Raw genomic sequence first — 12972 nt, forward strand, 5'->3', positions numbered from 1 at the left:
GGCTTTTTGGCTTTTTTTCGGTCTATTTCATAACAAAAACCTTTTTTCATGTTTTTTGGCTTAAATCATTGGTAAAAGCTATGTTTCGCCAGAATAAAATTAACAAAACTTATATTGCCGAGGCGCTCTCAAATTCACTCATCTTTCTAAATGCTGTTTTCTGACTTTTTCAGCAAGCCCTAATTAGTTGTCTCAATCAATTTTTTACAGAATGCAGTCTAACTCAATACATTTATGAGACAGAGGCTGATGATTTGACAGTTAATGAAATTGATAACTTTAAAGAAAGTTGTTTATTGGGCAGAAGTGTGGGAATAGAAATATTAGGAAAGTTACTCTACTGCACTTATGATGCTGATAGCTATTGCTTCGATCCAGAACGAGTATCAGAACTTGCTCAACTTGATTGGTCAAGAAAAAGCCATATTTGGGAGGGAAATGTTGTTTTATCTAACTCCAACCTTAATAATCCAAGAGCATCCTATAAAATAACAGCAAGTGCTAGTGCTGTAAAAATGGCTATCGAGGCAGCAAAAGCCGAGTTAGGATGGATTTAACAAATATTATCTGCCTGCATCTGCGGTTCCCAAACCCAACCGATTTTTCAAATAATCAGTCATCCAACTAACACTAGCCCTAGACTTAGAAATTCCCCCTTTCAACAAAATTCCGCCCTCCCAATCAGGATTATAAATCGACCAATCAACCTGCTGCAAAAGACTCAAACGTTCCTCCCAACTCTCAGGAAAAACCGACAACAAAGCGGCCCCAACTTCCCCCAAACTCTCCAACACAACACTGTGACAGTGCACGCAATTCCGGCGCATTTCCCCCGCCGCAACTTGCTTTTGCAGAACTAATTGCCAATCGGGCATAAAACTGCTAACCGCATTCCAATAATTAACCGCCTGTTGTATTTGTTGAGCCAGTTCTTCCTCTTTTTTCTGTTTTGTAGTGCCAGAATGAGAGGGTTTTGTTTGTTTGCTGCTGTGAATGTTGGACAGCAAAGCCATGATAGCACGATCGATCGCACTTAGCGCAAACAATTTGGGCGATCGCCCGTTCAAACTCCCCTTCTCCATCTCCGTCAAACACCGAAACACATCAACCTGCTTAACAACCGATTTTACAACCAAAGCGCGATCGCCCCGGTGATTGAAAAGTACCCTTAGCGACGACTCCAAAGGAACTTGAAAATTGTTCAAATCGGAAAACTTTTGCTGCGAATTTTCCAACCCAATATCCAGAAACAAAATCAGCGCCACCGTCTCGTATCCCAACTGCGGATTTTCCTGCAAAGCCATCTCAAAAGCCGCCCTGCGATGCTGTCCGTCATTAATAGTAAATTTAGCGTCCATCGGCACTCGCAAGCGACCGATTTTGCGTTCCTCCGCCTCATTTCCCACAGCTTCAAAAGTAATATCCGCATCAATCGAAGCGGCGATCGCCCCACAAGTATAATTCCCAGAATTATTGACCAAATAATCAGCAATTTCGGGAATTCTAGCCCAGTTAAGCGCCCGTTTCGCCCGCAAAAACGGCGGCAATTCTTCAGAATCTAAAGGAAACAATTTCGGCAAAAAACGCACCGGACACATCGACACGTAATATTCGCGGCCCGCTTGAATTCCTCGGATGACCGGCAAAATGTATTCAAAGGAAGGAGTGGACATATTTTAGAATTGGGAATTGGGGATTGGGAATTGGGAATTGGGAATTGGGAATTGGGAATTGGGGATTGGGAATTGGGAATTAATATTTATTGACTTTTGGTCTGGTTTGTGATATGTGTCCGGGCTATAGCAAGATAAGTCAAGTATTTCACAAAACTTTTTAAAAAACAAGAGTTGACATCAATTTTAACCCATGATATTTTTGAAAAAATAGCGTAATTATATAAAAACTGCGAATGAATACCAACCCAGCGGCTGACCTCGCTAACCAATTTTTGGAAAAAGAACATCGCGAAAGACAGGAAATCGCACTGTTATTAGATAATTATTTAGGAAAGGACGATCGCATTTTCGTACAAAAAACCCACATGGGAAACACCGAAGCCTACATCGGTTCAGTCACCCTAGAATGGTTAGATTCCCGCGTCCGTTTCGCCTCACAAATGCCGCTTTTCCGACAAAAATTTGACCTCAAAACTAACAACATTGTCCGCGACGACGAAACCATTGACGAAATTATCCAGCGCCCCTTGGATTGGTCGCGCCAAGCCCCACTAACTCAATATTTAGCAGCCCGAAAAGCCCACAAATTCCCCGCAGTTTTAGTAGTCGTCAGTCCCCCTTGGGTAGACAACCCTCTAGCAGAAGAATGGGATAAAAACGGCGTAGCAACCAAATCGGCCGCTGAATTCACATCCTTTGATAAAAACGAGAATTTAGGGCTATTGAATATATCTAAAGATATTTCTATCTTTGCCTTAGACGGCCAGCACCGGCTGATGGGAATTCAAGGTTTAATGAGTTTAATTAAAACCGGAATTCTGCAAAGATACAACAAAAATAAAAAACCTGTGGGCGCTGCAATTACTCTCGAAGATTTAGCCCAAGAGTATCAAATTGACCCCGACGAAGTACACAAATTAGCTCACGAAAAAATCGGGATTGAGTTTATCCCGGCGGCTGTGGCTGGGGAAACCCGACAGCAAGCACAACGGCGCGTGCGATCGATCTTTGTGCACGTTAACCTCATGGCGGTAACGCTGAGTCAGGGCCAGCTAGCATTGTTAAATGAAGACAACGGATTTGCGATTTGCGCCCGCAAAATTGCCGTCACCCATCCTTTATTAAAAGAGCAAGATAACAGAAATCCCCGCGTCAATTGGGACAGCGCCACAGTCGCCGCCAAATCAACTGTACTCACAACCTTGCAAGCGCTGCAAGATATGTCGGAACGGTATTTAGAATACAAATTCCCCCATTGGAAGCCGGAAAAAAAAGGTTTAATTCCCATGCGTCCCGAAGATGATGAACTAAAAGAGGGAATTGAAGAGTTTAAGAAGTTGTTCGATAATTTAGCAACTTTACCCAGCTATCAAAGAATTGAAAGCAGCGAAGAAACCTTAGAATTGCGCCGATTTAGTTTTGAAAAGCCGGGGGGCGAGGGAAATATTTTGTTCCGTCCAGTCGGTCAAATTGCCTTAGCTAATGCTTTGGGAATTCTAGCATTTAGAAAGAAAATTTCGCTGAAATCTATTTTCGACAAACTCCGCAGATTCGATGTGGATGAAGGATTTAGCCACATGGACAATCCTGAATCTGCGTGGTACGGGATTTTGTACGATCCGAATAAAAAGCGAGTGTTAGTTTCTGGAAGGGATTTAGCGGCGAAGTTAATTGTATATTTGGTGGCGGGAATTGACGACGATATGGATCGGGCTCATTTGCGGCAAGCTGTGGCTCAAGCGAGGACTTTTGAGGATAAAGCTGTTAGTTTTAATGGCAGGTTTGTGAATCCGAAAGAGGTGGGATTGCCGCAGGTGCTGAGTTAAGTTTCTATTGGGCAAAGTCCACAGCGACTAACACTGAGCAGGAAGCAAATTAGTTTTGTATAATTGAATCTGCACCTTACCTATAACCAGATTATGACCATCGCTGAACAGATTTATGCGATCGCCAAAACCCTTCCCAAAGACCAAGCTAGCGAAATTCTCACTTTCGCTGAATTCGTCTGTGCTAAGCATTTGAGCGCGAACCAGCAAACAGACACTGTAGACTCTCCGATTCCTTGGGCTGAACTTGTTTTTTCCCTTGCTGGAACTTGGGTAAAAGATTTTCCATCTCTAGAAGATATTCGTGCTGAATCTGGACAAGATGTTTTGCGGGAGAGTCTATAAATGTACGTTTTGGATACAAACACCTTGATCTACTATTTCAAAGGTCAAGGACAAGTTGCTCAAAACATTGCTAATGTTTTACCCCAGGAAATAGTCGTTTCTGCGATCGTTATTTTTGAGTTGCAAGTCGGCATTGCTAAATCCAATTCGCCGGCCAAACGCACTCAACAACTTCAGCAACTTTTGAGCCGAGTTAACGTTATTGCTTTCGATCGCGATGCTGCTGTTGCGGCTGCTACAATTCGCGCACAGTTGGAGCAACAAGGTACTCCCATCGGCCCGATCGATGTTTTAGATTGCAGGGACAGCCGTAGCTCTCCAAGCGACTCTCGTTACCCACAATGTCAAGGAATTTTATAGAGTTTCGGAACTCGCGATCGCAGACTGGTATTGACTACCTTCCCAACTAAAATGTTGTTAAATTCGTACTTTTAAGAGTATATCGTAATCCCCTAATTCATCCGCAAACAGAACCTGGATGCTTGGTGGTTCAGACATCAATACCATCCCAAAGTTCTGCGATCGGGTGAACTTTGCCGTCTTATACTTCCTGAAGCGCAATCAGGAGACTGTTAAGAATATCTTCTTTAGATTGCTCCTCTTCATCTTCTTCAAATAGTTGACTTAGGGATTGCAAAATCAGGGTTTCGATCGGCAGGTTGAGTTTACCAGTTGTCTCAAGAAGCTGCTGTTCTAAATATTCAGGAATGGTGAGGGTAATTTGCATGGGGTGTATCTCTTCTGATCACAAACTTTCAAGCGCAGACTGTATTTAACTTGTTAAATGGCTAACTATTACTATTTCTTGCCGCTTCTAACTTCTGCTGAATTGCGGCTTGAACTTTCTGATCAAAATCAGGATCGCCGGGAGTTGCAATAATCCTCAGCGGATGCTGATTAATTCTGTCTAAATACGCCTGAAAAGCGGCTCTATCTCCTCGATGTCTGAGAAAATACTTTTTCAATTCAGTATTCGACATTTCGTTATAGTTAACTTGGCTCATCAGCAAACTCCCCATTGGGTAAAATTTGGAACTCAAGCTCTTCATCATACCCAGCCAATATGTATACGTTACGAGTTCTATCGTCAACACAAACAAGATGTATGGGTTGAAGCATTTTGTAAGTTAGTTGATAAGAAATGCGATATAAACTCTCAAGCTGGGCAGCAGTAGGCATTAGACTTAATCACTCCACCTAAAAGTTATTTTAACAGATAACTCCAGGCAATAATTGACTAATACATTAAGTTTAACTTAAGTATTTTGTGGCTTCAACAAAACCAATTCCGCCCCCACAGGCAAATGATCTGAGCCTGTTGCTTCCAAAACCGAACTCGATTTAGCACCCCAATGCTTTGAATACCAAATATAATCAATCCGACAAACGGGATAGTTTAATTTCAAATTCGATGTTTTCACCAAAAACTTAAGTGGCCAACCATGAGGCCAGGTAAAACCCAATCCAAATCCCGATTTTCGGAAAGAATCTTGCATGACTTTTTGCACGATATCATAGTCTTGACTGTCGTCTGTCATATTAAAGTCACCCGCGACAATTACTGGCAGAGTTTCTTGCTCAACTCGCTGCACTAAATCTTGAATTTCGGGAAAGCGTTTCCCATACGTGTAAACGGGAATTTTGAGAAAACGCAATATTTTATGTTGCTTAAGCCAAGGGCCTGAGCTTTCCATATTATAAATTACTATTTCTTGTTGGTTGAATTTAATAATTGCTCGCTGCTGCGCTTCTGGATGACCCGCTAAGTGCAGTATTTCGCTGGATACAATGGGATATTTACTGAGAATTCCTACCGGGGGAATGCCAATTTGATAGGGGTAGTCTGCTTTTAACGAGGCGAAAGCTCTTTTGATATGCTTCTGAACTATTTCTTGTAAAAATATAATATCGGGTTTTTCTCGTTCAATCAGTTTAACTAAAGTTGGCGACTGAGTTGAATACCAACCGAGGTTATTGGAGAAAATTTTGATTACAGGCTGCGAATCTGTGCTGTTTATTGGTGTGGGAGAAAAGTATTTTAGGTGCAGCCAACTTATTAGGAAAATGCAGGCGATCGTCGAAATAATCGAGAACCATCTTTTTTTGATAATTGAGAAGCCGACGACGGGAAGTAATAAAATTGGGAAAAGAATTAAGGGCAGAAAAGTGCTAATCAAGGCAACAATCCACAGTCGATCCCAAAATATTAGTTTTAGAAGGAAATAGCAGAGAAGAAATATTGAGTAGCTATAAGCGAGAATTGTTGCAGATTGCTTGACAACTCTTTTGATTAGATCTATTGGTTTGTGGTGCATGGGGAATCTCTTAAAATAAGAACTTGCTTAAATCGAATTCTTCATTTGAACGATGTTGGTTGTCTCTTTGGGAGATTAAGAACAACAAAAGGCGATCGGTATAATCCGCCGCACCCCGAAATTCTTCTCGCAATATTTCCAGTCCACCGTTAGCATATTCTTCAAAAATTTGCAAGCGTTCTGCTTCCAATTGTTCGTCGAGATGGGAGAGGATTTGAGGATTTTTGGTTTCGGCGATCGCAATTAGCTTGATCGCCATATCGTAACCCCTGGATATAAAAATATCAATATCAATGGCACCGGGTTCTCGTTTAGAAATTTCCCCCAAGGGCGATCGCTTTTTCCGCTTATTTCCCAAGGATGCCGCAAAGACAATGACATCGGCGTAAGTCTGAAAAGGGCCGGAGTTGTTATCCAATAAAGTTAAGGATTTCACTAAATCGGCTTTGTCTTTAGCAATTCTAATTCTGTTAGCAGCCATTGGGATTAATATGTAATTTTTAAATTGGTAGAGTAACCGCAGATGTCAAGCAGATCGACAGAGATTAACGCAGATAGTTTTTAGAATGTTCGTAATAACATAATTTTTTTGGCAAAACTTCCTCTGGCTTCCCGGCGCTTGATTTTTTCGGCTAAAAGCCGATCGCCCGAAATGCCAAAATTCAGCATCACCGCATCCATCACCTCAGACAAATCAGCCAATTCCGCCACCAAATCATCCTCATCAGCCACCGCTGCTTCCCCCGCTTCCTCAATCAATTTCTGGCGCAAAGCTTGACGGTATTCGCGATCGGACAAAATGACAAACTCGCATTCACTCCCGCTTTGGCGAATAATTTCAGGAATGCGATCGCGCACCAACTTATGATACTCTTTTTCCATGTCAAACTCCCTTTAACCTTGACTAAAAGTTTGAATCAACCAGCGATTAATTTCCCCATCATCTTGAGTTTGACTGCGATTCAAAGCTTCCTCAACTAACGCGATTTCTAGCCCCGGTAAAACCCGCGACTGTTGAATCCTGCCGCTACCTCCGCCATTAATCGCAAAGGCAAAAACCTCCCCAGTGTTTGCACGATCCACCCAATATTCGCTAATTCCTGCATCTTCATAAAGCAAGCGCTTGCTACCCAAATCATCGTTAAAAGAAGATGCACCAATTTCTATTACCAAATTCGGCGCATCGTATTGATTCAAATCAATGGGTGAATTGTTGTTAGCCGGAGGAACTCTCAAATCTGAACCAATGTAGTAAGCTAGATCGGGTTGAAACTCGCGAATACCTGCTTTGCGAAAACTAGCATTAGTAAATTGAATTATTCTGATATTTTTCAATGTAGCGTACAAAATAACTACATTGGAAACAATCGAATTTTGACGCGCGTGCAATGGCCCTACTGGTGACATTTCTACCCTCATGTGCTCTTGATAGTAATAAAACTTGCCTTTTTCCCAAGTTGAATCATCAGCGAAAGCCAGAAATTCTTCCCATATGCCCTTCACCCAAATATCCGTTTCCAAAACCTGTGTAATTGCCGAATTAGAAGCCATAATCCACCTCTACAATTTTCGTATATTCAAATTCATCTGAACTGCGCTTAACTAAAGCATAGCGCGTTCCGCCCAATTCGATCGCATCTTCTTCGCAATCAGCTTTCGGAGAATTGTACTCCAACACGTATTCCCTACCGATGGAACTTTCCATTTCTCTAGCAACTTCTCCGCGCCACTGAGTTTTTGTTACTAAGACTACCAATTGATTCGCTAATTTAGGCAGTTTATTCGCAATTTGTTTGCGATAAATCTCGTCCAAACTGCCAAAGGGAGAATCCATCACAATCGGAAATGTACTGCTATCGGGGCCCATCAAAGTATTTTTTTGACTCCACTCGCGCACGCCCTCAATAATTCCGCCGATAAACGACAAACTGAGGATTTGATTTTCTCCTGTAGAAGCGGGAACTAAAGATTCGTTGCCCGATGTATTTTCTACTAGCGTCAGTTCGTATTTGTCGCTTAATTTGGGGAGGTAAGGAGTAAAAGAAATTTGACTAAAAATATCTTGCACTCGCTTTTCTAGCTGAGAACAAAACTGTTTTTCTAAGCGCGATCGCACTTCAGTTAGGCGATTGATCGCATCCTGAGTCGCAGCAATCCGGCGCTGGGCCAAGACTTGCTTTTGCTCGTTCAGTTGCTGCTTGTCGATTTGCTTATCCAAAGCAGCAACCTGCGCGTTCAAACTCTCAATCTGCTGCTGGTTAGAGCCAGTTTCCCGGTGCAAATCGCCAAGGTTTGCCTCAATTTCATCCAAGCGCTTTTGCAAGCGGCTGACATCGCCGTCAGGGAAATTTTTCAGCTTGCTGTGAATATCGTCTAACTGGTTTTCCACCCGCGAAATTTCTGTTCTACCGCGATGAATATTGGCTTGTTGGCTGTCAAGTTCCTCCCAAAAATCAGCCACTTGTCTATCAATTTCATTAACGCGATCGCTAATCCGAATAGTAGTTTCTTCCACATCGCCAACAACTGCTTTATCCATCCAACCACTCACATTTTCGGAAGCAACAGAATCGGGAGTTAATTCCGTACCGCAGATGCAGCGCTGCTGCACTAATAACTCTTGCAAAAACGGCCGCCCAATCCCCGAAAGCAACTCACCTTTTTCGCGCAAATTTCCAAAAATCGAGTTAAATTCAGCCGCAGCATCCGACAAAAATACCGCGTAACCGCGCCCGGAAATTGCTCGTTGAAGCGCTGATGAAGCCCGATCAATTTCTTCGTGAAATAAACGCCGTTGCTTTTCCAATTCGTCTCGCAACTGTTGCAACTCAGCAGCACCACTGCGTTCCAGCAAATCACCGTTAACTGCTTTTTTTAATTCGCCTTGATTAGTCAATTCTTTCTCAATTTCTACTTGTCTTTGTGAAAGTTGGTCTACCTCTTTCTGCAAAGTTTGCTTTTCTTTTAAAAGTTTTTTAATTTCGTAACCACCAATCATACTCAAATCTGTTTCTAGAGATTTTTTTGCGTCTCCCAAATGTCGGATAGAGCGATTCAGTACCTCTACTCCCAGCAATTCCTTAGTAGCTTCGGCAATTTCTGCTTTCTTATCGTGGCGAACAATTTGCTCGATTCGTTCCCCATCAAAAAAGAAATACTGATGTAAATTTACTGGCAAAATTCGTCCGATAATATCATCTGGATGCTGGGCGGTTGGCATCCAACGGCCGTCATCTTTTGCTACTTGCAGGAACAATTCACCTTTGATGTGTTCTACACCATTTTCACTTTTGTAAGCACGGCAAACACGCCTTGCTTGGTAGCGCTTGCTGTCGTGTTCAAACACAACTTCTGCCCAACAACCGACTGCTTTTCCCATTTCGGCTTCAGCAAGAGCGCGCTTGTTTACTAATTGTTCTTCCGCCGCAAAAGCCGTGCTAAATTTTCCGTACAACACCCAGGTAAAAGCATTCATCAGTGCAGTTTTGCCAGCACCGTTATTACCGTGAATTACTGTAATATTTCGCTCGCCCCAAGCCAGCTTGATTTCGGGACTTTTCCCGAAGAACTGCCGAAAATTGCACAGAGTAATTGAAATTAACTTCATACAATTGCTTCCTTAATAATTGTTAAAATGTCATCGCTAATATAGCGGGGAGATTTCATATATAGCTTATCTTTTTCAAGTTCCAATACCTGCTCGATAATTTGTCGGACTTCCGGCGGCGCGCTAGTAATCGGTTGCTGTACGTCGCTCAAATCTTTGTCTGTGTAATAACCAGAACGTTTTTCTGCTAAAATGCTGATCGGTATGGGTGCGATCGCACTATCTTCATATCTAAAAGCCATTACCAAATTTTCATTCAGATTTTCAGCCATATTTTTTAGCAAATATTAAAAATTACAGGGCTGGTGCTCATGGGTGAGAAACCGAGTTTCTACGAGTTTTGCGACGAGAAACGAGAAATTTAGGCAGAAATCGGGTTTCTCAAGTCTGCGTGCGCCAGCGAAATCAACTAGCAACTCAAACTGCGAGCAAATAATTCTCTATTTTTAACATAAACCGAACCGGAATAAATGTCAAATATCTAACAAGCCATAACGCTTTTGAAGTTGCAACAATTTTACCCTAGCTTCCCCAGCATTGTCGGCTAAATCAGCAAATTCTAAGAACCGCTTCAACTCTTTTCGGAGCAGATTGCGCTCGACTTCTAAGGTTTCTCTGCCCAAATCGGGAGGCAAAACAATCATGTCAAATAAAGTGGCTCTTTCCTTTCCCGGATGCGGCCGCAAAATGCGTCCCCGGCGCTGAATAAACTGGCGCGGATTGCTGCTGCTTGCTAAAATGACAGCATTGCGAATTGCCGGAATATCAACGCCTTCATCTAAACAGCGAATCGCGACTAAACCTTGCAATTCTCCACTCTCAAATTGCTGGCGCAATCTTTCTCTTTCTGCTAAGGGAGTTGTCGCCGTATAGGTGTTAACTCGATAGCCTAATTCTGAACCTAATAACTTTGCGGTTTCTGTTAGTTGGCGGTTGTTATGGCGGCGCGCACTTCCTTCGATCGCGCCGTCGCCGCAGTAAAATAAAGTATGGGCTGTGTCGAGACGGTTACTCATTAATTTTCGCAAAGCTGTTAATTTATTAGCCGCCGCCCCAATTAACCGAGAACGCTGCATTAGTAAAGTTGTTAAAATATCGTTTTCTGCTACTTTTTCATCGCCCCAAAGCGCCCAACCAATTTTTTTAGTTAAATAGGAATATTTGCGGGTTTCAGCTTCTGTCAATTCTACTAAAATCGGATAGTATAAATAATGTACTAAGGCTTTTTGTCGGATGGCATCGGCTAAGGTAAGCTCTGGTTGCAAAACCGGGCCGAAATAATCGAAAATAGATTCGGTTCCCTGTTCGTCAAAGTGTCTTTGTGGGGTGGCGGAAAGGGCGAGGCGCAGTCCAATATTGCGTGGCAAACTTTGTCCCAAACGGGGTGCGCCTAAGTTGTGAACTTCGTCTCCAATAATTAGGGTTTTTTCTGGAAAATAGCGGATTTGCGACTGCAAGCTATCGGACATTAAGGTGGCGTTTGTGGTGATAATTGTCAGAAATAGTCCCTCGATAGCTCGCACTTCATACAAACCCGCAGCCAGCTTATTTTGCCAACTGCGGGCGTTTTCAAAGGCTAAAATAGGTTTTAAACCAAATTTTTCTGATTCGCGCGCCCACTGATTCACTAAGTGGCAGTAGGGGCAAATTACGAGCAATACTTTAAGGTTAATTTTATTATATAATTCAGTGGCGATCGCCAGTGCAGTAATCGTCTTACCGCTACCAGTCGCCATCTTCAGCGTACCGCGTCCCCGATTCGCAAACCAATTATCAACCGCCGCCCGTTGATATTGTCGCAATTCCAGCGATGGCGGCATTCTCGGAAACCCAGATTGCAAATGATTTACCGCCATTGCGATTCACCTTTAAATGCCGTTAAGAAGAAGGAAGAAGGAAGAAGGAAGAAGGAAGAAGGAAGAAGGAAGAAGGAAGAAGGAAGAAGGAAGAAATACACAGGAACGTTTTTTTTAGCGAGTCGTATTTTACATTTAACTAGATGGATTTAGTTAGATGCAAAAGTCCCTATACTCCAATGTAGCTTACGCGCGATCGAAACTTAACAACCCAAACAAATTATCCGCCGACATTTGCAAACCCGACAGCAAATCGAGCACAGGTAAAATATCCTGATTCTCCTTCCCCTCTGGTTGCTGCTGCGGCTTAAAAACCAAAATTAATTTTTCTTCCGGGTCAATCAACCAAGCTAACTTAGCACCGTGATTTAAACAAAACAAGATATTATTGATTACCCGAGTTGGATTTTGAGCCGGCGATAAAATCTCAATTGTCCAATCCGGCACAATTTCAAACCTGTTTTCTATCTCTCCACTAGCATTAAGAGGAATGCGCGACCACTCAAATACTGCTAAATCTGGAACAATAGCACATCCTCCAAAAGTACAGCACAATTCAGGAAAAGCAAAAGCTAACTTTTGCCGTTTACCAGCTTGATTAATAGCTGACGACAATTTGATTTGTAACGTGCTGTGTTTTCCTTGCGGCATAGCTTTTTGATGAATTTTACCGTCAACATACTCGCTAGCCGGCTTAGTTTCTGGTAGCAGCAAAAACTCTTCCAGAGAAATCTTGGACGGAGACTGAATTGACGTTAACATAAGCGATTAAACCCTCAAAAACTCCGATCAATTAACGTCGCTGTCACCTTCCCAATCCTGACAACTCTCCGATTCCACACCAGTAGGGTGCATCGCACAAACCAACAAATTTCCGCCGTAAACTTGACCGTGATAGTTAGTACAACCGCGACAAGCCGGCTGCTGAGTCGTCGAAGGGTCTACATAAGTCACCACCGACCAATCTATCTCATCAAACTCTGGGTCGAACTCCCGAACAATTTCAATTATCGGTTCTAGAAATTCATTGAGATAACCGTCGAATTCATTAAAATAACCGTCAAATTCAGCAATCAGGTTATTTTGTACTTGTTCTGTAAACTCTTCCGAAATCTTTGCCAAAACGTCCAGCATTTCGACAAATTCATCGCTAACGTCGCTGAAAAAATGCTCTACGTCAGAAGCAGCATTTTCCATTACTTCAAAAAAACCTTTTGACCAATCTTCCATGAATTTGACAGCTTACTATTGCAAAGTATTTAACATAGTCCGGGACACATCAAGCCCAAGAAACCGGGTTTTTTACTCTCATCAGGTTGCAACGGGCGTATTGTCGTAAAAAAACTC

17 protein-coding genes and 1 pseudogene are annotated in these 12972 nt (G+C 42.5%); 5 read left to right on the forward strand and 13 right to left on the reverse strand.

The window, feature by feature from the left end; translation table 11 throughout:
• Nucleotides 1-179 precede the first annotated feature (179 nt).
• Nucleotides 180-557: pseudogene (locus tag QUB13_RS09340) on the forward strand (DNA sulfur modification protein DndB); the annotation flags it as partial.
• A 6-nt stretch (nt 558-563) separates the two neighbouring features.
• Here the strand turns inward: QUB13_RS09340 and dndB are convergent.
• Nucleotides 564-1673 (reverse strand): DNA sulfur modification protein DndB, encoded by a 1110-nt coding sequence (dndB, locus tag QUB13_RS09345; protein WP_333380252.1) that lies wholly within the window; start codon nt 1671-1673, stop codon nt 564-566.
• A 236-nt stretch (nt 1674-1909) separates the two neighbouring features.
• Here dndB and QUB13_RS09350 point away from each other — a divergent pair, with 236 nt between their 5' ends.
• The 3 genes from QUB13_RS09350 (at nt 1910) to QUB13_RS09360 (ending at nt 4207) form a co-directional block, all read left to right on the forward strand.
• Nucleotides 1910-3502, forward strand: coding sequence for a DGQHR domain-containing protein (locus QUB13_RS09350; protein WP_333380253.1), 1593 nt, complete (start codon nt 1910-1912; stop codon nt 3500-3502).
• Nucleotides 3503-3595: 93 nt separating this feature from the next.
• Nucleotides 3596-3847: a DUF2281 domain-containing protein gene (locus QUB13_RS09355; RefSeq protein ID WP_333091040.1), complete on the forward strand. Its 252-nt coding sequence runs from the start codon at nt 3596-3598 to the stop codon at nt 3845-3847.
• Nucleotides 3848-4207 carry a PIN domain-containing protein gene (locus tag QUB13_RS09360; RefSeq protein WP_333380254.1) on the forward strand — a complete coding sequence of 120 codons (360 nt, stop codon included), beginning with the start codon at nt 3848-3850 and terminating at the stop codon, nt 4205-4207.
• Between the two features lie 181 nt (nt 4208-4388).
• Here the strand turns inward: QUB13_RS09360 and QUB13_RS09365 are convergent, their stop codons facing one another.
• The 10 genes from QUB13_RS09365 to QUB13_RS09410 all read right to left on the reverse strand — a co-directional run bounded on the left by QUB13_RS09365 (nt 4389) and on the right by QUB13_RS09410 (nt 11589).
• Nucleotides 4389-4574 (reverse strand): hypothetical protein, encoded by a 186-nt coding sequence (locus tag QUB13_RS09365; RefSeq protein ID WP_333380255.1) that lies wholly within the window; start codon nt 4572-4574, stop codon nt 4389-4391.
• Nucleotides 4575-4635: 61 nt separating this feature from the next.
• Nucleotides 4636-4851: a DUF6887 family protein gene (locus QUB13_RS09370; RefSeq protein ID WP_333380256.1), complete on the reverse strand. Its 216-nt coding sequence runs from the start codon at nt 4849-4851 to the stop codon at nt 4636-4638.
• On the reverse strand, nt 4838-5026 hold the full coding sequence (locus tag QUB13_RS09375) for a DUF6888 family protein (protein WP_333380257.1): 189 nt from the start codon (nt 5024-5026) through the stop codon (nt 4838-4840). The genes QUB13_RS09370 and QUB13_RS09375 overlap by 14 nt, the downstream gene beginning before the upstream one ends.
• A 77-nt stretch (nt 5027-5103) precedes the next feature.
• Nucleotides 5104-6024, reverse strand: a complete 921-nt coding sequence (locus QUB13_RS09380; protein WP_333380258.1) for an endonuclease/exonuclease/phosphatase family protein — start codon at nt 6022-6024, stop codon at nt 5104-5106.
• A gap of 148 nt (nt 6025-6172) precedes the next feature.
• Nucleotides 6173-6643 carry a DNA phosphorothioation-associated protein 4 gene (locus QUB13_RS09385; protein WP_333380259.1) on the reverse strand — a complete coding sequence of 157 codons (471 nt, stop codon included), beginning with the start codon at nt 6641-6643 and terminating at the stop codon, nt 6173-6175.
• A gap of 80 nt (nt 6644-6723) precedes the next feature.
• A complete protein-coding gene (locus QUB13_RS09390) occupies nt 6724-7044 on the reverse strand; it encodes a nucleoside triphosphate pyrophosphohydrolase (RefSeq protein WP_333380260.1) in 321 nt (106 codons plus the stop codon).
• Between the two features lie 12 nt (nt 7045-7056).
• Nucleotides 7057-7713 (reverse strand): Uma2 family endonuclease, encoded by a 657-nt coding sequence (locus tag QUB13_RS09395; RefSeq protein WP_333380261.1) that lies wholly within the window; start codon nt 7711-7713, stop codon nt 7057-7059.
• On the reverse strand, nt 7703-9769 hold the full coding sequence (locus QUB13_RS09400; RefSeq protein ID WP_333380262.1) for an AAA family ATPase: 2067 nt from the start codon (nt 9767-9769) through the stop codon (nt 7703-7705). The genes QUB13_RS09395 and QUB13_RS09400 overlap by 11 nt, the downstream gene beginning before the upstream one ends.
• Nucleotides 9766-10041 carry a hypothetical protein gene (locus QUB13_RS09405; protein WP_333380263.1) on the reverse strand — a complete coding sequence of 92 codons (276 nt, stop codon included), beginning with the start codon at nt 10039-10041 and terminating at the stop codon, nt 9766-9768. The genes QUB13_RS09400 and QUB13_RS09405 overlap by 4 nt, the downstream gene beginning before the upstream one ends.
• A 201-nt stretch (nt 10042-10242) precedes the next feature.
• Nucleotides 10243-11589, reverse strand: a complete 1347-nt coding sequence (locus QUB13_RS09410) for a DNA phosphorothioation system restriction enzyme (RefSeq protein ID WP_333380264.1) — start codon at nt 11587-11589, stop codon at nt 10243-10245.
• Between the two features lie 21 nt (nt 11590-11610).
• On the opposite strand from QUB13_RS09410, the gene QUB13_RS09415 reads away from it, so the two are divergent.
• Nucleotides 11611-11778 carry a hypothetical protein gene (locus QUB13_RS09415; protein WP_333380265.1) on the forward strand — a complete coding sequence of 56 codons (168 nt, stop codon included), beginning with the start codon at nt 11611-11613 and terminating at the stop codon, nt 11776-11778.
• 33 nt (nt 11779-11811) lie between these two features.
• Here the strand turns inward: QUB13_RS09415 and QUB13_RS09420 are convergent, their stop codons facing one another.
• Together QUB13_RS09420 and QUB13_RS09425 are read right to left on the reverse strand one after the other, a co-directional pair.
• Nucleotides 11812-12387 (reverse strand): Uma2 family endonuclease, encoded by a 576-nt coding sequence (locus tag QUB13_RS09420; protein WP_333380266.1) that lies wholly within the window; start codon nt 12385-12387, stop codon nt 11812-11814.
• Nucleotides 12388-12414: 27 nt separating this feature from the next.
• Nucleotides 12415-12855: a hypothetical protein gene (locus tag QUB13_RS09425; protein WP_194008813.1), complete on the reverse strand. Its 441-nt coding sequence runs from the start codon at nt 12853-12855 to the stop codon at nt 12415-12417.
• Nucleotides 12856-12972 lie beyond the last annotated feature (117 nt).

Source organism: Microcoleus sp. B4-D4, assembly GCF_036705185.1.
Taxonomy (GTDB): Bacteria; Cyanobacteriota; Cyanobacteriia; order Cyanobacteriales; family Microcoleaceae; genus Microcoleus.